The sequence below is a fragment of the Shewanella aestuarii genome (assembly GCF_011765625.1).
In the GTDB taxonomy this organism is placed as follows: Bacteria; Pseudomonadota; Gammaproteobacteria; order Enterobacterales; family Shewanellaceae; genus Shewanella; species Shewanella aestuarii_A.
On record NZ_CP050314.1, the window covers coordinates 61,599 to 80,878 of the forward strand.

19 protein-coding genes and 2 pseudogenes are annotated in these 19,280 nt (G+C 43.9%); 15 read left to right on the forward strand and 6 right to left on the reverse strand.

All coding sequences use genetic code 11. The annotated features are described in order from the left end of the window. Positions 1–98: 98 nt before the first annotated feature. The 5 genes from HBH39_RS17825 to HBH39_RS17845 all read left to right on the forward strand — a co-directional run bounded on the left by HBH39_RS17825 (position 99) and on the right by HBH39_RS17845 (position 2,723). Complete coding sequence (locus HBH39_RS17825) at positions 99–491, forward strand: hypothetical protein (RefSeq protein ID WP_167680194.1); 393 nt, start codon at positions 99–101, stop codon at positions 489–491. Positions 492–577: 86 nt separating this feature from the next. Then, the gene (locus HBH39_RS17830) at positions 578–1,087 is read left to right on the forward strand and encodes a hypothetical protein (protein ID WP_167680195.1); all 510 of its coding nucleotides are present in this window, start codon (positions 578–580) and stop codon (positions 1,085–1,087) included. 12 nt (positions 1,088–1,099) lie between these two features. Continuing rightward, complete coding sequence (locus HBH39_RS17835) at positions 1,100–1,975, forward strand: DNA adenine modification methylase (RefSeq protein ID WP_167680196.1); 876 nt, start codon at positions 1,100–1,102, stop codon at positions 1,973–1,975. Between the two features lie 107 nt (positions 1,976–2,082). Next, positions 2,083–2,346, forward strand: coding sequence for a hypothetical protein (locus HBH39_RS17840; protein ID WP_167680197.1), 264 nt, complete (start codon positions 2,083–2,085; stop codon positions 2,344–2,346). A gap of 80 nt (positions 2,347–2,426) precedes the next feature. Continuing rightward, a complete protein-coding gene (locus HBH39_RS17845; protein WP_167680198.1) occupies positions 2,427–2,723 on the forward strand; it encodes a hypothetical protein in 297 nt (98 codons plus the stop codon). Positions 2,724–2,973: 250 nt separating this feature from the next. On the opposite strand, the gene HBH39_RS17850 is transcribed toward HBH39_RS17845, so the two are convergent. From HBH39_RS17850 to HBH39_RS17860, 3 genes are all read right to left on the reverse strand, one after another. After that, positions 2,974–3,225: a hypothetical protein gene (locus tag HBH39_RS17850; RefSeq protein WP_167680199.1), complete on the reverse strand. Its 252-nt coding sequence runs from the start codon at positions 3,223–3,225 to the stop codon at positions 2,974–2,976. Between the two features lie 175 nt (positions 3,226–3,400). Continuing rightward, positions 3,401–3,940, reverse strand: coding sequence for a hypothetical protein (locus HBH39_RS17855; RefSeq protein WP_167680200.1), 540 nt, complete (start codon positions 3,938–3,940; stop codon positions 3,401–3,403). Between the two features lie 3 nt (positions 3,941–3,943). Then, positions 3,944–4,189: a hypothetical protein gene (locus HBH39_RS17860; RefSeq protein ID WP_167680201.1), complete on the reverse strand. Its 246-nt coding sequence runs from the start codon at positions 4,187–4,189 to the stop codon at positions 3,944–3,946. Positions 4,190–4,522: 333 nt separating this feature from the next. On the opposite strand from HBH39_RS17860, the gene HBH39_RS17865 reads away from it, so the two are divergent. The 8 genes and pseudogenes from HBH39_RS17865 (at position 4,523) to HBH39_RS17895 (ending at position 13,759) form a co-directional block, all read left to right on the forward strand. Further along, positions 4,523–5,194: a hypothetical protein gene (locus HBH39_RS17865; protein ID WP_167680202.1), complete on the forward strand. Its 672-nt coding sequence runs from the start codon at positions 4,523–4,525 to the stop codon at positions 5,192–5,194. 9 nt (positions 5,195–5,203) lie between these two features. Beyond that, positions 5,204–6,067 carry a hypothetical protein gene (locus tag HBH39_RS17870; protein ID WP_167680203.1) on the forward strand — a complete coding sequence of 288 codons (864 nt, stop codon included), beginning with the start codon at positions 5,204–5,206 and terminating at the stop codon, positions 6,065–6,067. Between the two features lie 44 nt (positions 6,068–6,111). Next, positions 6,112–6,942 carry a hypothetical protein gene (locus HBH39_RS17875; RefSeq protein ID WP_167680204.1) on the forward strand — a complete coding sequence of 277 codons (831 nt, stop codon included), beginning with the start codon at positions 6,112–6,114 and terminating at the stop codon, positions 6,940–6,942. Between the two features lie 85 nt (positions 6,943–7,027). Then, the gene (locus tag HBH39_RS17880; protein ID WP_167680205.1) at positions 7,028–7,699 is read left to right on the forward strand and encodes a hypothetical protein; all 672 of its coding nucleotides are present in this window, start codon (positions 7,028–7,030) and stop codon (positions 7,697–7,699) included. 455 nt (positions 7,700–8,154) lie between these two features. Then, positions 8,155–8,732: pseudogene (locus tag HBH39_RS17885) on the forward strand (Tn3 family transposase); the annotation flags it as partial. Between the two features lie 137 nt (positions 8,733–8,869). Next, complete coding sequence (locus HBH39_RS17890; RefSeq protein WP_167680206.1) at positions 8,870–11,848, forward strand: Tn3-like element ISShfr9 family transposase; 2,979 nt, start codon at positions 8,870–8,872, stop codon at positions 11,846–11,848. Between the two features lie 93 nt (positions 11,849–11,941). After that, positions 11,942–12,154 (forward strand): annotated as a pseudogene (locus HBH39_RS20060) (hypothetical protein); the annotation flags it as partial. Positions 12,155–12,265: 111 nt separating this feature from the next. Next, the gene (locus HBH39_RS17895) at positions 12,266–13,759 is read left to right on the forward strand and encodes an IS91-like element ISCR2 family transposase (RefSeq protein WP_001120888.1); all 1,494 of its coding nucleotides are present in this window, start codon (positions 12,266–12,268) and stop codon (positions 13,757–13,759) included. A 377-nt stretch (positions 13,760–14,136) separates the two neighbouring features. Here HBH39_RS17895 and tet(59) (HBH39_RS17905) read toward each other — a convergent pair whose 3' ends face one another. Next, positions 14,137–15,339 carry a tetracycline efflux MFS transporter Tet(59) gene (gene tet(59) / locus HBH39_RS17905; protein WP_001031679.1) on the reverse strand — a complete coding sequence of 401 codons (1,203 nt, stop codon included), beginning with the start codon at positions 15,337–15,339 and terminating at the stop codon, positions 14,137–14,139. Positions 15,340–15,419: 80 nt separating this feature from the next. Here tet(59) (HBH39_RS17905) and tetR point away from each other — a divergent pair, with 80 nt between their 5' ends. Beyond that, positions 15,420–16,022, forward strand: coding sequence for a tetracycline resistance transcriptional repressor TetR (tetR, locus tag HBH39_RS17910; protein WP_000113092.1), 603 nt, complete (start codon positions 15,420–15,422; stop codon positions 16,020–16,022). Positions 16,023–16,079: 57 nt separating this feature from the next. On the opposite strand, the gene HBH39_RS20010 is transcribed toward tetR, so the two are convergent. Continuing rightward, positions 16,080–16,202 carry a hypothetical protein gene (locus HBH39_RS20010; protein ID WP_001998389.1) on the reverse strand — a complete coding sequence of 41 codons (123 nt, stop codon included), beginning with the start codon at positions 16,200–16,202 and terminating at the stop codon, positions 16,080–16,082. On the opposite strand from HBH39_RS20010, the gene HBH39_RS17915 reads away from it, so the two are divergent. Then, complete coding sequence (locus HBH39_RS17915) at positions 16,201–17,694, forward strand: IS91-like element ISCR2 family transposase (protein WP_001120888.1); 1,494 nt, start codon at positions 16,201–16,203, stop codon at positions 17,692–17,694. The two genes, HBH39_RS20010 and HBH39_RS17915, sit on opposite strands and share 2 nt — an antisense overlap. Positions 17,695–18,072: 378 nt before the next feature. Here HBH39_RS17915 and tet(59) (HBH39_RS17925) read toward each other — a convergent pair whose 3' ends face one another. Beyond that, entirely contained in the window at positions 18,073–19,275 is a 1,203-nt protein-coding gene (gene tet(59) / locus HBH39_RS17925; RefSeq protein ID WP_001031679.1) for a tetracycline efflux MFS transporter Tet(59), read from the reverse strand. Between the last annotated feature and the right edge of the window lie 5 nt (positions 19,276–19,280).

The window sequence follows — 19,280 nt, forward strand, 5'->3', positions numbered from 1 at the left end:
ATAAACAAACGCTAAACCTATCCTGACGGGATCACATACCCGCTAGGGAGGTTGTGATCCACAACATTTAATTTATTAATAATTTGGAGTAACAACTTATGGGCTTTTTCTCATTTAAAACATGCGATAGCAAAGAATCGATTGCAAACATTCATAGCAATCACCCCAATGCAGGTAGAACCGTCTATTTGCTTCAACCTAATGGTGAGCGTCCCATTCAAGAGACCGCTTATCAGGGATATGGCGATTTCGGTCATGTCGATGCGTATGCATGGCTAGCTAAGTTTAACGCGACAGATGTGGAGCATTTGGATTTAGTTAAGGATGCTGAAACGCTGCGACATATTGGGATAGCGATGACATTTGAAGAACCAGAAAAAATCAAATATCCGCTGAAATTTTCATTTAATGAGAAAGCGGTATATGAATTACTGGCTGCATCAGAAGATTGTGAATATCAAGGCTATTTCTACCATGGAATAGCAATTTAATTTAATTAACACACCCCTATGGGCGCAATTATCCCATAGGGGCTGATTGTGCCTTCAAAATACTAAACGTCTTTGGAGGACGCATTATGTTAACAGCACATCAAGTAAACCAGCAGAAAAAGTATGACGAATTTCGAGCCAGTATACTAAAAGAGTCACCAACGCCTTGTAATTTAGAGGTAGGTGATTACGTCACATTTACGAATGATTATGGCGTATTCTTTAGGCGACCAAGGCAAGTTATTGGTTTTGATTTTGCTGACGATTCCAATCGGTTTATCTATACCGAAGGTGATGCTTACTGGTTTCCTAGCTCACCGGAACAGCTGCACAAGGTTGAAAAAACACCAACAGGCTGTTTGCTTGTACGTGAATTAACCTTTTTACCAATGTATGAGTTTGAAAATCAATTATACGAGCAACAAGGTTGGTGCCGCTTAGTGATTGAGAGCTCATTACATTGTGTTTGGTGTAATGCCGAGAGGTTAGAGTTAGTAACGTACTGCGAAGGAGATGTCATTTGGGCCACTGCTTTGAATGAAGACATGTATGAATCTGAAATTAAGCGAACCATTGAATTTTTCAATGAATGCTAAGGAAGGTGATATATGTTTAATTCTAGTGTGGTGTCTTATCCAGATAGGGGGCATTTTGGCAATTCCCAGTATAGAGGTAACACAACCGGAAAAATCATCATTGATTTGATTGATAACTTTTTACCTTGCGATGGATTATTTGTAGATCCAGCTGTAGGTGGAGGGACGACCATTGATGTTGTAAATCATTTATGCATTGCAAATCGATTTGCTGGCTTTGATTTACATAGTGGTTTTAATTTAATTCGTGATGATTTAACCAGTGCTGTTGGACAACAAGCCGATCTCATCTTCTTTCATCCTCCCTATGGTGGCATGATACATTACAGCGGGAATATGTGGGGCGAACCGCATAAAGATGATCTCAGTCGCATGAGTGAATATGACTTTGAGCAAGCATTAAAACTTGCCCTAGTGAATATTTCTGATGCAACAAAAGCTGGTGGTCACTACGCTGTATTAATAGGCAATCAAAGAAAGAAAGGGCGCTATTTGAACTGGTCATCAATGACAGAGCAATTGGCACCAGATCCTTTGGTTGAAGAGATTATAAAATGCCAACACAACTGTGTTAGTGATAATCGCCAATATGCAAAACCACTCATACGCATTAATCATGAAAAGCTGCTTATTTTTAAAAAAGGTCAAAATACTAATGCAATAACAGACCTTGAGGGTATCCTCAACGGTATGAGCGAGACGTTTATGGCCAACATTTTGGTCATGTTAAAACGCCTGTTTCAGTGTCGAGACTGGACGCAAAAAGAGTTATTTGACACGTTAGCGCATTTAGCCAAAAGCAGTCCCTATGAACTGTTTCCGGCAATTGACTATTTATTAAAAACCGAGCATTTCAAAATGATTGATGGCCGATACACTTTGGCCTAAAAATCACAACAAGATAATCAATGTTGAGTTCACTCAATAATATTATCAACTACCCAATGGGACATTTATCCCATTGGGGTAAGTGTTCCTAAATCGAGGACACACTTATGAAAACACCCCAAGAAAACCAAAACCCATATTTATTTATGGCTGGCATTGCCCGTGGATCGTCAATAAGACGCATACACACTCAATGGCGGCCACATAATTCAACAATCAATGTCGCTACTTTTGGGATACCAGATAAAAAATGTGTAGTCCATATTGCGCGAGATGGCCGTACCTGTTTATCGCTGGATGTCAGAATACTTGACAGATATTCGATGGCTACTGCGATCAATCAAGCGCAAGAAATTTTAGCGAAACTGTAACCATAGCCCTTGTAGCCTCCGACTGTCGGAAGCACAAGGGCTTTCTCGTTAGAAATTAATGCCACAAATGGAAATGGGATATGCAAAAACAAGTGTTATTTAGTGCGATTGTCATTGAATCAAAAGACAAAGGAGTTGGAAATGAAGATCACTTAAATGCCTGGGATATTGATTCGTCACCAGAGCGTTGTGAAATTGAATTGATGTCACTAGGCTGCAATAAAGAAACGTTTATTGAAGCATTACTGAGTAGCAGAATAGGCCATTGTTTCGTAAGGTATAGAAGTGGAAAAATTGCTGATATTGGCGGCAGCTCTCTGTTATTAGAAGCTGGACAGACAATCAACATATTTAGTGACTTTTCAGTTTCAAATTAATATGTTTGTTAGGTTCTTTGTTACATCAACTAAGCTAATAAAAAACCGCATAGCAATGCGGTTTTTCAGGAAATCAATTTACAAATTCAAATTTAATCATCGACATTCTTTGCAATAACTTTGATTTGTAGTTCCTTGAGGGATGTTCCTAAAACCAAATGTCGCTTCAAGTTCCTGTAGGGTTTTAGCTACCTTTTTACACTTAGGGCAGGTGTGTGGTAATTTAATTGTGCCGCTCATAATTATTCCTTTATTTACGTTTACTCAAATACTCTTCGGCTTTAACCTTGAGTTCATCCTTGGCATTTGGATCTTTCAGAGTGTCCTCGGCCATCTTATTCACTTTGTTAGTCATTGCAGGTAGCACTTCTGTCACAGCAAAAACACCAACATTGGCAACACTTTTACCAAAAACCTTCAGACCCGACTTCAACCGTTGTCCAGCACCAAACCCATATCGAACATCATCGATGTCATCACCGATTTTAAAATACTTGCTCATCGTATAATCCTTCATTTAGATAAAACAAGTCTGATAATACACGTTTCTAACGAAATAAATATATAAAAATCTTAAATAAATGTAGAGATAGTCAAAACTAAGTAAATTAATATTTTGTATTACTGCGCCGTAATAATATCAATAGGTAGAATGGTGAAAGTGAGGCTAAAGGCCCTTAGAAAACTTCATTAAATTTACACTGATGAGTTCGCATAAACTTTCTGAAAAAAAAGTTAGTTGATACAACGTCACTAATGTTGATCTTGAAGTTTAGAGATGGGTCAATAATCACGTCAACAGAATTGAGAGAATTTTGACATTTTAAACGTAGCTGCTTTGCTTTTTTTAACGCAAACTTTACTCCTTCATCATGCGACATCTCAGTAGATAGCGTCTCAAGTTTTTTTTGCATAATTTGATAAGGTGATATGGCAATATTCCAATCAGTTGCAACTACATTCAGGATCATAGGGCGCGAGTTATCAGGAAATACAAATTTATCAGCTTTAATTTTGGACATTATGTTAGAAGCATCTAATCGATACTGATAGCGTAATTCATTAAACTCTTGTGCTTCATATTTTAAAAATACGACCTCCCCGTCAGATAATTGCATACAAGAACGAGCATATTTAGGCCATTTAAAATCAAGCTCAGATAGGATTTCAACAAGAGAGACCTGAGATAGCGATGGTCCGAAAAAATAAGCATCCATATGTCAGAATACTCCGTAGCTCGTCATTAACCCAAGCAAAAATGAGTGTTGTGTTTTATTGCAAAGTACCGGTGTTTTACCACTGATATTAAAAAAATCGCCATTGCTATATAAATATTTATTCAGTGTGTTACTTGTTGGTTGGCTAGAGCTACTTTCTGGCGGGCGATTAGTAGGTATAAAAATAGTCTGAAAATCATCTGAATAAACAGGCTTGATTTGCTCTACAGCTAGGATATTTAAAGTCATCAAAGAAGGCGCCTAATAGTTATAGATAATCATTATGTGAGATTTTAAAGAAAAATTTTAGCTAAGTGTCAGATTAAGGTGTCTTTTTTTGAAACGCTAAAATAGCGAAACATCACCTCATACAGTCAATATTGGGGTTAACACCTATACTTACAAGCAAGAGAATATGAAAAGTAAGATTTAAATCGAAAAAACAAGTGATTAAGGCTGTTTAATGCAGGGGTTATCAAGACTACAATTTATGGTTGTGTTGTGATATTAAATTTGGTGTGATAAAAATTTGTAACAGGTTGATACGTTTCTAACTGAGCGCAAACGAAGAAATCCTTTAACATGAATAAATTGCTGAATAATGTTTATATTCTCACTAAAAAGTTAAACTCGGGCATAGAGCACTTTATGTTAAGTTGGGTTGGCTCTGATATTAAATTGACTAATATCGAGCAAGGCACTGAGTTCTTTTTTGAACCATCTCATCTGAAAACACTAATAGATACAGGTGTGTTTGATATAGCGAGCAAATCTGAAATATTAGCTTTATTTTCTCCAAAACCGAATCCCGATAGTCCTAGAAAATTAAAAGCGATCACGGAGCAAAAAAGGCGTTTGGATTACGTTAAGGGAGCTATTAGTGCGGGAATAGCTGTCGGTACACAAAGAGTATTAGAAGATTACATAGCGATAAAGTCACTTGAATTATTAGACCAGAAGGCGCCTAGCGCGGTTACTCTATACAGGTGGATTAGAGCATACAAAAAGAATTATGATGATAATAGCCTGTTCCCACGATATAAAAAATCTGGGAATAGACTACCTAAAATAGCTAATAAACATAATGAACTGCTAAATAACTTCCTGAACACGATAGACCTCAGCTTAAAGGTAAGCGTGATCTATAAGAGTTACCTTCAATTGGTAGGTAACGAAAATATAGAACCTATAAGCGTAAATTCACTAAGGAAGCGAATAACAGCAAGGAAACTGCAGACGCATAGTGATAACTAATTAGAAAATATGGCAAAAATACCAGTCGCATGTAGTCGTGATGATTTAAGTAGGTTACTTGATGTAATGGACGTTCCAAGCGGCAAAGCTTGTAATTGTGTTTGCCCCTCTTGCAAAGCACCATTGATCGCCCGTCATTGCAGCGGAGACCGAGAAAGTAACTTTGCACATGATCCCGCATTTGAAACTGAATATAACTATTCAGAATGTGCATTATCTTATTATGTAGCGTTAAAACTAATGCTCAAACAGATAATGGCCACTGCTGATAAAATCTGCCTACCTGATTATTTTATTAAAGATCCTTATACTGGCAATAAAATTGAAGTCACGAAAAGAAGGACATTGAATTTCGATAAGATTGAAGTAGACAAAATGGGATTTGATGCCCTGATTTATTTTAAAGGTGTTTATAAACTAGCTATCATCATTACATATCCTGAACGTACTTTTATATCACTACCTGAGCATGAGGATATACACGGTATTCTTGAGATTGATTTAAGTTTATTGCAAAGAAGCAATTTTGCTGTCCAAAAGAGTTGGACTGATAGACTAAAGTGCGCCCTATTGAGTCAAAGCAAAAGTAAACAATGGCGTTGGCATATTAGAGCTGACAAAATGCTAGAAAATGCTAAGTTAGAATTTGAAAAAAAGATGGTTGCTGAAAACGAACCAATAAAACAAATGCTATCTGAACGGAGAAACGACTTCGCTAAGGCTCAGACGCATACCAATTCATTAATGATTAATGTATATCGTTGTTATAATTGTGGTAAAGATTATTCAGAGAATAGTGGGCTAGAACTGTGTCCCAATTGCAATAGGATTTTGCATCTGACCTCAATAGCTCAGAAAAATTTTCAACGTTAAAGCGACACATTCAATTAACTCTCAACTACGTAATGGGAAAGCAGATGAACATACTGGTTGAGTTCCTAAGCATTATAAGCGATGTCATACTGAATTTAGCAATCGCTTTTGCAGCAATATTGATACCTATATTGCTGTTTAATGTTCTACAAAAACTCTTTGTAACCGGAATAAAAAATAGACCAGGGTTGATGCTGCGACTCATTGGTTTGCTCGCTGTGCCAATACACGAATTAAGTCACGCCTTTATGTGTATCATTTTCAAACACAAAATAGATAAGGTGGTACTGTTTAATTTAACGTGTTCAAACAAAGCTCTCGGTTACGTAGAGCATCGCTATTCTCCTACATCAGCCTTTCAGCTAATTGGCTGCTTTTTTATCGGTATCGCACCTATCTTCGGTGGTCTTTTTGCCATCTCATTACTAACAATCGGTATGCTGGATAATGGTCACCAATGGTTGCTTGAGCTCACAAGCATAGGAGCTGCTTTACGGATTGAATCGCCAATTGACATCATATTGTTATCACAAAGTTGTTTTGCTAGCACAATACAGCTAATCACCGTTGAGTTTAATAGTAACAGTTTAATGACTATTTTTTGGTTCATGCTGGTGGCAAGCATTGGCCTTTATTTATCACCATCAAAAGCTGATCTACAAGGAAGCCTAAAAGGGTTCATTGTCATAATTATTGGCCTTGTCAGTATTCAATGTTTTACTTCAACACAGTTAAACTTTACTTTTATAGAAGCAATGCTGATCCCATTGTCCACCATTTTAACAATGACTTTGTGCCTATCATTGGCCTTATTTGTCCTCACCATTGCAATATCAACAATAATTTCTCATTTGTTTACTTCAAAGAGAAATTAGTGTGACGAAATAAGTAACCTTAAATTAACGAATGCCTCAAAATAATAGATAGACTAGCGCCAGTATTCAGAGTTGAGGCTGAAATATGGAAGATAAAGCAGAGGCATTAGGTCAGGTCATTGAGTTGGCGAAGTACAATAATTTTTACAATTCAGCAAATACCAAAACTAGCAGCCATGAGAATCAGAATGAAGCAAATGATGCTAATGAAGCTAATGATGCTCAAGATACAGATTTAGCAATAATAGAGGTAACTAATGACTCATCTAGGTCTGTAGAAGTTGATATTAAAGAACCACAAATCCCTGATTTCTTGCTCGAAAAAAGGCGAACTGAATTATTACACGCTATTTATGCCAAAAAACGCGTAGGTGGTAGTAGATTGCATATGAGCCGGTTAATTAAGTCGTTTGCTGACAACAATGGTTGTGACACTCAAGACATTAAAGAAGACTTAGTGCAAATGCGTGATCCAGCAATTTTTTTAACACATAAAAAGGCATTGAGATCTCACTTGCATAAATTAAACTCTCAATGTAATGCTGCAATATCGAGCGCAATGAACGACTCTGAAGTCTTTACAGAAGATAAAATAACTCACTTAGCCACTCAATATAAATGCTCGCCAAGAAAGATTTCTAAAGAAATTCAACGAAATAAAAAATTTAAAACACACCTAGCAGATCTAAGAACTGGCTCTAAACGTGGGGTTATTAAAACAATAGGACGTTATCTGAAAATGAACATGCTGTATTAATATTTTGTAACCGTTACAAAAAAGCAATATACAAAAGGCCAAAATAGATAATATAATACAACCTGATACATTGTTGATTGCGAAATCATAATGTGTCCTCCAAACAGCGGGAGGGGTCCTGCTGGGAAAAGAACCTGTCTTTGACAGGTTTTTTTTCGCCCTAAGAATGTAGGTAATAGTTCCGTACTGTCATGTACTTGTAGCAATAATGGTTGTCACATTAGAAAGCACTTCTTTTTCCTATATCGTCCTGTTGTGCGTCCGTATTAAAGTTTGATAAATCATAAAGTTTGATCATTTTCAAACACACTTTTGGACATTTCTGAGTTGCATTTTAGCTAATTTAGAAAAACATGAATTAGATAAAGTATGGAAATTTCAAATCAATATGAGGCGGACATGAAGAAATTGAAAAAAGTAGCTTAACTGGGTTGGTCAATTTTGGTTGACCACGTCATGTTCCGGTGAGTACGCAAGTCATTGGCGCTAACGAATATGAAGGTCACTTTGCTTTTGACTTACTCTATAACAACTCTTCAGATATACAGCCTAATACCTTATCGACCGATACGCATGGTACCAATAATGTTAACTTCGCTATATTAGATTTCTTTGGTTACACATTCGCCCCTCGATACGCGAAAATGAAAAAGGTGTTTTTTGAGCTATTTGAAGTGACTGAAGAGAACGGAGGCCGTATTCAATTAAAGAAAGATATTAATCATAAGCTAATTGCTGAAGAATGGGACAATATTCAGCATATTGTTTGTTCATTGAGTCGTAAAACCACCACTCAAAGCACAATCATTAGAAAGTTGAGTAACGGCAAGAGCCGAAGATTGTCAGCATTGCATGAGTACGACCGTTTAATTAAATCTATTTATGTTTTGGAGTATGTTGATAATTCAACGTTGCGTCATTACGTCCAGCAAGCCTTGAACAGAGGTGAAGCATACCATCAGTTAAAACGTGCTATTACTTCAGTTAATGGCAATAAATTTCGTGGGGGAATGATTACCAAGTATCACAATGGGGTTCTAGGGATTTTCCCCTCTAAAAAGACTTAATCCTCTGTAGACCACACCAATAAATGGCTGCGGAGGTGGGTTACTACTTATAAGTGTGGCAAATTAGGTAAATATCGTACATTTAATACGGAACAGCCCTGATATGGCCATCAAAAACGAAATTACTATTCTCACGAGAGCAGAACAGGCAGATCTTTATTCCCCACCCATTTTTTCAATCGAAGAACAACGTCTGTACTTTTCTCTGAACGATGCGGAATTGGCAGTTTTTCGGTCAATTCGTCTCAGAGCTCATAGATGTTACTTTGTCGCGATTTTGGGATACTTCAAATCAAAGCCCGTCATCCTAGATATCGCTTACTCGCAGGTTTCTAAGGATTTAATGTTCATCAGTAAAGAGCTGCTTGGCGGCAAGGGGCTCAGACCATTCACTCCCTCACAAAAACAAAAAGATCGACTCTACGCAAAAGTATTAGACCTTGCTGGTTATCACAAATGGGACGAAAGTCAGCACTTCAATTCTCTTTTCGACCACCTTGTTCAGGTGGGCAATGCCTGGCTGGAGCCGCGTTACCTCTTTGATACTGCTATTGAATTCCTAACCAGTCACAGCATTGCTATCCCTAGGTACACCGTACTCCAGAGACTGATAAGCAGAGCGATGCAGCAGGTCAGAAAAGACCTGGCGCACCAACTTAATCAACTCACCAGTCCTGAACTTCACGTCTTTCTGGACAGCATAACAGCCATTGATGACGGACTAAGCCTGAACCAGCTCAGAGGCGGTGCAAAAAGTCTGACCGTACCTGAACTTAAAAAAGAGCTTGCCCTTTATCATCAGTTAGCGCCATGGCGCACGCAAATCAATGGCGTTATCGATGGGCTTAATCTGTCTCTTAAAAATCGACAACACTTCGGTGAGCTCATCAACTATTACGGTAGTAAACTCAAACGATTCAAACGCGCACAGCAGCATCTATGGTTGCTATGTCACCTGACAGAGCGGATACAACTGGCACTGGAACGGTTAACTGATGGGTTCATTTACCATATCCGCAAGCAACAAGAAGCTGCCAACACCTTTGCACAACAAGCAGTGTTCCTGTCCTGGCAGTCAGCCGCGGACAATGTCACGAAAGCGGCAGAGTTACTGCATCTGTTTGTGGATGAGAACATTGATGATAATCAACCCTTCTCAGTAGTCAGACAACAGGCATTGAAGGTCATGAATGACAGGGATATCCAGACCCTCTGCCTTTACCTGAAAAAACAGAAACGGACCGTGGAAGAGTACCAGTGGCAACATTACGATGAACAATGCAATCTCCTGGAGCAACTGTTAAGGCAGGTGTTCTTGTGCCTTGAATGTGAGGCCGGTAAAGGCTCAGAAGCCGTCGTCGCCCAACTTCAACAGATGCAGACGGAAATCGCATTCGGTGGACCACTGAAGACGATGGATACGTCGCTCATCCCGAAAAAGCACCTCCCATGGTTGGTTAAACAGGATAACGTTAACCCGCAACGTTACGAATGGCTGCTCTACCGGCAGTTAACCTCACGACTGAATGGACGCATTTATTTGCCAAATGTTACCAAATACCGCGCACTGGAAGACGACCTGATCCCCCAGACATCGCAGGATACCTTGCTGGCCTCATCAACACTGGACAGACTAAAACAGCCCGCAGAGTTATTGTTACAGGAGAAACAACACCGGCTGGAAAGTGCACTCAAAGACGTTGCTCTCCATATTGATGAGGGAGACAATCGAAATGTGATCATGAAAAATCGTACCGGTACCCGCTGGCGTCTGCCGACCAAAAGCGCTACATCTCTGGTCAACAATCCCTTTTTTAAGCGAATGCAACCGGTCGGTATCGCGGATGTACTGCGGTATGTAGAGCGCGAAACCGGGTTCATGAAATGTCTGACTCATGTACTTCCGATACAAAAACAAGGGTTCACTCATCAGGATGATTTACTGGCCATTCTGATTGCCAACGCCACTCACCGTGGTGTGTATGGCATGGCGCAGATCTCCGATCGAAGCTATGAACACCTGAGTACGGTGCAGGCCAACTATATCCGGCCTGAAACGCTGCATGACGCCAGCGACGTGATCAATAATGCGGTTGCAGCGCTACCCATCTTCCGCCACTACCATATTCAGGAGGACCAGCTGCATGCCAGTGCGGATGGTCAGAAATTCGAAACCCATCTGGAAACCTTTAAAACCCGGTACTCCTCTAAGTATTTCGGCACCAACAAAGGGATCACGGCCATGACACTGGTGGCCAACCACAGCGCCCTCAATGCTCGGATCATCGGTTCCAACGAGCACGAATCACACTATATTTATGACCTGTTACAATCCAACAGCAGTGAAATCAAACCTGACGTACTCTCGACAGATACACACGGTGTCAATCATGTTAACTTCGCCTTACTGGATCTATGCGGTTACAGTTTTGCACCGCGATACGCGCAGTTCAGTAGTGTCATCAATGATCTGTTTGACGTAACTGAAAATGAACACGGCGGCACCAACCTTGCCCTGAAAAAGCCCATCAGGACGAATGTCATCGAAACGGGATGGCAGGATATTAGGCGCATTGTTCTGTCACTTCAGACAAAGCGAACGACACAGGCAATGCTGGTAAGAAAGTTGTCTGGTTATCCTTCGGGGCACCCGACATTACAGGCGCTGACGGAGTATAATCGACTGGTTAAAGCGCAATATTTACTTGACTACATCGACGATGCCAGTTTGCGGCAGTATGTGCAACGTGCCCTGAACCGGGGAGAAGCATGGCACTTCCTTAGACGAGCCATTGCGTCGGTGAATGGTGATCAGTTCCGTGGCAAAAACGAGTCTGAAATCGCTATCTGGAATGAATGCGCAAGATTGCTTGCCAACGCGATCATCTACTTCAACTCCGCGATACTGAGTCATCTTCTGGGACACTTTGAAGCGAGAGGAGATGAAGAGAAAGCGGGTATCACTCGTGCTGTTTCGCCCGTTGCGTGGCAAAATATCAACTTAAGCGGAACGTATAACTTCACTAATACTGGGAAATTGCCCAATATTGGCGAAATAACAAGGCCGATAGTGGATGATTAGGCTCCAAGCTGAAAGTAAACCACCTCCGCAGCCATTTATTGGTGTGGTCTACAGAGGATTATGTCTTTTTAGAGGGGAAAATCCCTAGAACCCCACCTTGAGACAGAACGCGCCTTGGTCAGAATCCCAGTCGCTGGGCGGGTTTGCGCCTACGCTCTTGACCCCCACGAGGTCTGGAAAGGGTACGACAACGCCAAAGAATACGCGGCCTTCGTGACCAAGACGCTGGTCAACAAGGACGGCGATATTAAGCGCCGGATCATGTCGATGTTTAGCCCAGAGGAACGCCCAGACGACAGGGAGTGACGGGCACTGGCTGGCAATGTCTAGCAACGGCAGGCATTTCGGCTGAGGGTAAAAGAACTTTCCGCTAAGCGATAGACTGTATGTAAACACAGTATTGCAAGGACGCGGAACATGCCTCATGTGGCGGCCAGGACGGCCAGCCGGGATCGGGATACTGGTCGTTACCAGAGCCACCGACCCGAGCAAACCCTTCTCTATCAGATCGTTGACGAGTATTACCCGGCATTCGCTGCGCTTATGGCAGAGCAGGGAAAGGAATTGCCGGGCTATGTGCAACGGGAATTTGAAGAATTTCTCCAATGCGGGCGGCTGGAGCATGGCTTTCTACGGGTTCGCTGCGAGTCTTGCCACGCCGAGCACCTGGTCGCTTTCAGCTGTAAGCGTCGCGGTTTCTGCCCGAGCTGTGGGGCGCGGCGGATGGCCGAAAGTGCCGCCTTGCTGGTTGATGAAGTACTGCCTGAACAACCCATGCGTCAGTGGGTGTTGAGCTTCCCGTTTCAGCTGCGTTTCCTGTTTGCCAGCCGGCCCGAGATCATGGGGTGGGTGCTGGGCATCGTTTACCGCGTCATTGCCACGCACCTGGTCAAGAAAGCGGGCCATACCCACCAAGTGGCCAAGACGGGCGCGGTCACCCTGATCCAGCGTTTTGGATCGGCGCTCAATCTGAATGTTCACTTCCACATGCTGTTTCTCGACGGTGTGTATGTCGAGCAATCCCACGGCTCAGCGCGTTTCCGCTGGGTCAAGGCGCCGACCAGCCCAGAGCTCACCCAGCTGACGCACACCATCGCCCACCGGGTGGGTCGCTATCTGGAACGGCAAGGCCTGCTGGAACGGGATGTCGAAAACAGCTATCTGGCCTCGGATGCGGTGGATGACGACCCGATGACACCCCTGCTGGGGCACTCGATCACTTACCGTATCGCTGTCGGTTCACAGGCGGGGCGAAAGGTGTTCACTTTGCAAACTCTGCCGACCAGTGGTGATCCGTTCGGTGACGGGATTGGCAAGGTAGCCGGGTCCAGCCTGCACGCCGGCGTGGCGGCCAGGGCCGATGAACGCAAGAAGCTCGAACGGCTGTGCCGGTACATCAGCCGCCCGGCGGTATCCGAGAAGCGGCTGTCGTTAACACGAGGCGGCAACGTGCGCTACCAGCTCAAGACGCCGTACCGGGACGGCACCACGCACGTCATTTTCGAACCATTGGATTTCATTGCAAGGCTGGCCGCCCTGGTACCGAAGCCCAGAGTCAACCTAACCCGCTTCCACGGGGTGTTCGCACCCAACAGTCGGCACCGGGCGTTGGTCACGCCGGCAAAACGGGGCAGGGGCAACAAGGTCAGGGTGGCTGATGAACCGGCAACACCAGCACAACGGCGAGCGTCGATGACATGGGCGCAACGGCTCAAGCGTGTTTTCAATATCGACATCGAGACCTGCAGCGGCTGCGGCGGCGCCATGAAAGTCATCGCCTGCATTGAAGACCCTATAGTGATCAAGCAGATCCTTGATCACCTGAAGCACAAAGCCGAAACCAGCGGGACCAGGGCGTTACCCGAAAGCCGGGCGCCACCGGCTGAGCTGCTCCTGGGTCTGTTTGACTGACGAGCCTGAAGGCCAACGATACCAATCAAAATGCTGCGTTCACAGCGCCGCGGCAGGGATCCGCCGTGCTGGTTGTCGGAAAAGGAGCCGCTAGTGGGAAAGAGGAGGGTAAATTTTCAGCGTTGCTGGCTCCCCGTCAGCCGGATTGGGTTGCATCGCAGGGGTGTCGAAAGAGTCAACTGCGGTCCAAAGCTGTTGGACTTGGGTGAAAAGGGCGTTTATTCTTCCTATACGTTCATTAGGTCATCTAGCCTTTCTTCCGCAGGTTTTGTTCTTGGTTTTTTAGGGGTAATGTCATAGGGTTTGTCTCTTAATATCTTGTGCTAAAAGCAAATCTGATAGGGGTATCATAGCACTTAATATTGATATGCTAAAACTTAGCTCGCTGGTAGCTTCGCTATTTTAACTATCTTTTTGGTGCTTCTATAAAAAGATAAAATAAATACAATCAATAAAACATACATTATCGCACCAATCATCCATATCCAGCCATCCCAACTTGCCAGTGTTTGACCAAAAATAAAGCTAAATAATAATGGGCCGATCACCCCCGTCGTATTGGTTAAGCTGACTAGAACGCCTTGTAGCTTACCTTGGTTAGTTTGATTGACTTGAGCTGACATTAACCCCTGTAAGGCTGGTAGCGCAATACTGCCGCCGGCGAGTAAGATTAATGTAGGGTAAATCATCCAACCCTTTGTCAATAATGACAAAATAATGAATGCTGCTCCATCAACAACAAAGCCCACAATAATCGTCACTTTTTCATTGAATTTCTTGGCGATTGCGCCCGCTACAAATGCTTGGAACAAGGCATGCATGATGCCTAACCCCGCTAAAGATAGGCCGATCTCCATACTGCCCCATTGAAAACGATGTTCCGTAAATAACACCCATGTCGTTGCTGGAATTTGCCCTATCATTTGAGTCATAAAAAAGATAAATAACAATAGTATGACTGGCTTGATCACTTGCAGGAAAGGTCGCGAATTTTCTGCTGTTTCTGTGGTGTTTTTTTCAGTATTTTTGATTTTATTATCTTTAAATATCAACATAATAACTAAAAAAGAGAGCGCATTTAAAATGGCAGCAATAATAAAAGGAAGATGAGCTGAGAATTGCCCTGTAAAGCCGCCAATTGCAGGGCCAGAGATTAACCCGACACCAAAAGCCGCCCCTAAGCGTCCAAACCACTTAGTACGCTCTTGTGAAGCAGTATTGTCAGCAATAACAGAAGCGGCGACCGCACCTGTTGCGCCAGTAACTCCAGAAATTAATCGCCCAACGTATAGCATCCAAAGTGAGCTAGATAATGCAAGCAAAGTGTAATCCACAGCAGCGCCTGCAAGAGATAGTAGTAATATTGGTCGGCGCCCGAATTTATCAGACCATTTGCCAAGTAGAGGAGCAAAAAAAACCTGCATGATGGCATACAGTGCCAGCAGGATACCGTAATGATTTGCTAAATTTTCAGCCGACACGTATTCACGTAACAATGTAGGCAATACAGGCATGATCAAGCCGATCCCCATAGCATCTAGGGCGGTGATCGTTAAAGCGGTGATCGCAAATTTATTCATCGTTTTTTCTCTATCATTGATAGAGTTGGAATATATCCCTATCAGTGATAGAGTGTCAATAGAAAAAAAGAGAGGGCAGTATGGCGCGATTAGATAAAGAAACCATCATCACAGTGGCATTAGAGTTGCTAAATGAAGTGGGAATGGAAGGGCTGACAACGCGAAAACTAGCTCAAAAACTGGGCGTAGAGCAGCCTACACTATATTGGCATGTGAAGAACAAGCGCACATTGTTGGATGCATTATCTGTTGAAATGCTAAAGCGTAATCATCGTCATTCATTACCCGCAGTTGGGGAAACGTGGCAACAATTTTTACGTAATAATGCATTGAGCTTTCGTGATGCATTATTAAGTTACCGTGATGGCGCAAAAGTGCATTTAGGGACTCGCCCGAGTTCAGACCAATATGACACCGTAGAAATGCAGTTGCAGTTTATGGTGGACAATGGTTTTTCATTAAAATGTGGGTTATATGCAATAAGCGCGGTTGGTCATTTTACGTTAGGTTCTGTGTTAGAGCAGCAAGAACATATCGCAGCACTTAATGATAGGCAACAAATAGCAGATGATACGATGCCTCGACTATTAAAAGATGCTTTGCAAATTATGGATCAAGATGATGGCACAGAGGCTTTTTTATTTGGTTTAGAAGCATTGATTAATGGTTTCGAAAAGCAGTGATAAGGTGTCTGTGTTTTTAGGCTCGCACAATAGGGGGGATTTGTGCGAGTGGTGGATTTATTTAGAACATTGTTTTTCAATTTGGCGTTTTTGTTCTACCAATTTTTTAGCTGTTGCCATCGCGAGTTGTTCATCGGCTTGCATTTTTGCTAAACACAGTATTGCAAGGACGCGGAACATGCCTCATGTGGCGGCCAGGACGGCCAGCCGGGATCGGGATACTGGTCGTTACCAGAGCCACCGACCCGAGCAAACCCTTCTCTATCAGATCGTTGACGAGTATTACCCGGCATTCGCTGCGCTTATGGCAGAGCAGGGAAAGGAATTGCCGGGCTATGTGCAACGGGAATTTGAAGAATTTCTCCAATGCGGGCGGCTGGAGCATGGCTTTCTACGGGTTCGCTGCGAGTCTTGCCACGCCGAGCACCTGGTCGCTTTCAGCTGTAAGCGTCGCGGTTTCTGCCCGAGCTGTGGGGCGCGGCGGATGGCCGAAAGTGCCGCCTTGCTGGTTGATGAAGTACTGCCTGAACAACCCATGCGTCAGTGGGTGTTGAGCTTCCCGTTTCAGCTGCGTTTCCTGTTTGCCAGCCGGCCCGAGATCATGGGGTGGGTGCTGGGCATCGTTTACCGCGTCATTGCCACGCACCTGGTCAAGAAAGCGGGCCATACCCACCAAGTGGCCAAGACGGGCGCGGTCACCCTGATCCAGCGTTTTGGATCGGCGCTCAATCTGAATGTTCACTTCCACATGCTGTTTCTCGACGGTGTGTATGTCGAGCAATCCCACGGCTCAGCGCGTTTCCGCTGGGTCAAGGCGCCGACCAGCCCAGAGCTCACCCAGCTGACGCACACCATCGCCCACCGGGTGGGTCGCTATCTGGAACGGCAAGGCCTGCTGGAACGGGATGTCGAAAACAGCTATCTGGCCTCGGATGCGGTGGATGACGACCCGATGACACCCCTGCTGGGGCACTCGATCACTTACCGTATCGCTGTCGGTTCACAGGCGGGGCGAAAGGTGTTCACTTTGCAAACTCTGCCGACCAGTGGTGATCCGTTCGGTGACGGGATTGGCAAGGTAGCCGGGTCCAGCCTGCACGCCGGCGTGGCGGCCAGGGCCGATGAACGCAAGAAGCTCGAACGGCTGTGCCGGTACATCAGCCGCCCGGCGGTATCCGAGAAGCGGCTGTCGTTAACACGAGGCGGCAACGTGCGCTACCAGCTCAAGACGCCGTACCGGGACGGCACCACGCACGTCATTTTCGAACCATTGGATTTCATTGCAAGGCTGGCCGCCCTGGTACCGAAGCCCAGAGTCAACCTAACCCGCTTCCACGGGGTGTTCGCACCCAACAGTCGGCACCGGGCGTTGGTCACGCCGGCAAAACGGGGCAGGGGCAACAAGGTCAGGGTGGCTGATGAACCGGCAACACCAGCACAACGGCGAGCGTCGATGACATGGGCGCAACGGCTCAAGCGTGTTTTCAATATCGACATCGAGACCTGCAGCGGCTGCGGCGGCGCCATGAAAGTCATCGCCTGCATTGAAGACCCTATAGTGATCAAGCAGATCCTTGATCACCTGAAGCACAAAGCCGAAACCAGCGGGACCAGGGCGTTACCCGAAAGCCGGGCGCCACCGGCTGAGCTGCTCCTGGGTCTGTTTGACTGACGAGCCTGAAGGCCAACGATACCAATCAAAATGCTGCGTTCACAGCGCCGCGGCAGGGATCCGCCGTGCTGGTTGTCGGAAAAGGAGCCGCTAGTGGGAAAGAGGAGGGTAAATTTTCAGCGTTGCTGGCTCCCCGTCAGCCGGATTGGGTTGCATCGCAGGGGTGTCGAAAGAGTCAACTGCGGTCCAAAGCTGTTGGACTTGGGTGAAAAGGGCGTTTATTCTTCCTATACGTTCATTAGGTCATCTAGCCTTTCTTCCGCAGGTTTTGTTCTTGGTTTTTTAGGGGGTAATGTCATAGGGTTTGTCTCTTAATATCTTGTGCTAAAAGCAAATCTGATAGGGGTATCATAGCACTTAATATTGATATGCTAAAACTTAGCTCGCTGGTAGCTTCGCTATTTTAACTATCTTTTTGGTGCTTCTATAAAAAGATAAAATAAATACAATCAATAAAACATACATTATCGCACCAATCATCCATATCCAGCCATCCCAACTTGCCAGTGTTTGACCAAAAATAAAGCTAAATAATAATGGGCCGATCACCCCCGTCGTATTGGTTAAGCTGACTAGAACGCCTTGTAGCTTACCTTGGTTAGTTTGATTGACTTGAGCTGACATTAACCCCTGTAAGGCTGGTAGCGCAATACTGCCGCCGGCGAGTAAGATTAATGTAGGGTAAATCATCCAACCCTTTGTCAATAATGACAAAATAATGAATGCTGCTCCATCAACAACAAAGCCCACAATAATCGTCACTTTTTCATTGAATTTCTTGGCGATTGCGCCCGCTACAAATGCTTGGAACAAGGCATGCATGATGCCTAACCCCGCTAAAGATAGGCCGATCTCCATACTGCCCCATTGAAAACGATGTTCCGTAAATAACACCCATGTCGTTGCTGGAATTTGCCCTATCATTTGAGTCATAAAAAAGATAAATAACAATAGTATGACTGGCTTGATCACTTGCAGGAAAGGTCGCGAATTTTCTGCTGTTTCTGTGGTGTTTTTTTCAGTATTTTTGATTTTATTATCTTTAAATATCAACATAATAACTAAAAAAGAGAGCGCATTTAAAATGGCAGCAATAATAAAAGGAAGATGAGCTGAGAATTGCCCTGTAAAGCCGCCAATTGCAGGGCCAGAGATTAACCCGACACCAAAAGCCGCCCCTAAGCGTCCAAACCACTTAGTACGCTCTTGTGAAGCAGTATTGTCAGCAATAACAGAAGCGGCGACCGCACCTGTTGCGCCAGTAACTCCAGAAATTAATCGCCCAACGTATAGCATCCAAAGTGAGCTAGATAATGCAAGCAAAGTGTAATCCACAGCAGCGCCTGCAAGAGATAGTAGTAATATTGGTCGGCGCCCGAATTTATCAGACCATTTGCCAAGTAGAGGAGCAAAAAAAACCTGCATGATGGCATACAGTGCCAGCAGGATACCGTAATGATTTGCTAAATTTTCAGCCGACACGTATTCACGTAACAATGTAGGCAATACAGGCATGATCAAGCCGATCCCCATAGCATCTAGGGCGGTGATCGTTAAAGCGGTGATCGCAAATTTATTCATCGTTT

Excerpts from the sequence above, each read along its gene's own strand:
- HBH39_RS17825 (WP_167680194.1), top strand. The coding sequence starts at position 99 with ATGGGCTTTTTCTCATTTAAAACATGCGATAGCAAAGAATCGATTGCA.
- HBH39_RS17830 (WP_167680195.1), top strand. The coding sequence starts at position 578 with ATGTTAACAGCACATCAAGTAAACCAGCAGAAAAAGTATGACGAATTT.
- HBH39_RS17835 (WP_167680196.1), top strand. The coding sequence starts at position 1,100 with ATGTTTAATTCTAGTGTGGTGTCTTATCCAGATAGGGGGCATTTTGGC.
- HBH39_RS17840 (WP_167680197.1), top strand. The coding sequence starts at position 2,083 with ATGAAAACACCCCAAGAAAACCAAAACCCATATTTATTTATGGCTGGC.
- HBH39_RS17845 (WP_167680198.1), top strand. The coding sequence starts at position 2,427 with ATGCAAAAACAAGTGTTATTTAGTGCGATTGTCATTGAATCAAAAGAC.
- HBH39_RS17850 (WP_167680199.1), bottom strand. The coding sequence starts at position 3,225 with ATGAGCAAGTATTTTAAAATCGGTGATGACATCGATGATGTTCGATAT.
- HBH39_RS17855 (WP_167680200.1), bottom strand. The coding sequence starts at position 3,940 with ATGGATGCTTATTTTTTCGGACCATCGCTATCTCAGGTCTCTCTTGTT.
- HBH39_RS17860 (WP_167680201.1), bottom strand. The coding sequence starts at position 4,189 with ATGACTTTAAATATCCTAGCTGTAGAGCAAATCAAGCCTGTTTATTCA.
- HBH39_RS17865 (WP_167680202.1), top strand. The coding sequence starts at position 4,523 with ATGAATAAATTGCTGAATAATGTTTATATTCTCACTAAAAAGTTAAAC.
- HBH39_RS17870 (WP_167680203.1), top strand. The coding sequence starts at position 5,204 with ATGGCAAAAATACCAGTCGCATGTAGTCGTGATGATTTAAGTAGGTTA.
- HBH39_RS17875 (WP_167680204.1), top strand. The coding sequence starts at position 6,112 with ATGAACATACTGGTTGAGTTCCTAAGCATTATAAGCGATGTCATACTG.
- HBH39_RS17880 (WP_167680205.1), top strand. The coding sequence starts at position 7,028 with ATGGAAGATAAAGCAGAGGCATTAGGTCAGGTCATTGAGTTGGCGAAG.
- HBH39_RS17890 (WP_167680206.1), top strand. The coding sequence starts at position 8,870 with ATGGCCATCAAAAACGAAATTACTATTCTCACGAGAGCAGAACAGGCA.
- HBH39_RS17895 (WP_001120888.1), top strand. The coding sequence starts at position 12,266 with ATGCCTCATGTGGCGGCCAGGACGGCCAGCCGGGATCGGGATACTGGT.
- tetR (WP_000113092.1), top strand. The coding sequence starts at position 15,420 with ATGGCGCGATTAGATAAAGAAACCATCATCACAGTGGCATTAGAGTTG.
- HBH39_RS17915 (WP_001120888.1), top strand. The coding sequence starts at position 16,201 with ATGCCTCATGTGGCGGCCAGGACGGCCAGCCGGGATCGGGATACTGGT.
- HBH39_RS20010 (WP_001998389.1), bottom strand. The coding sequence starts at position 16,202 with ATGTTCCGCGTCCTTGCAATACTGTGTTTAGCAAAAATGCAAGCCGAT.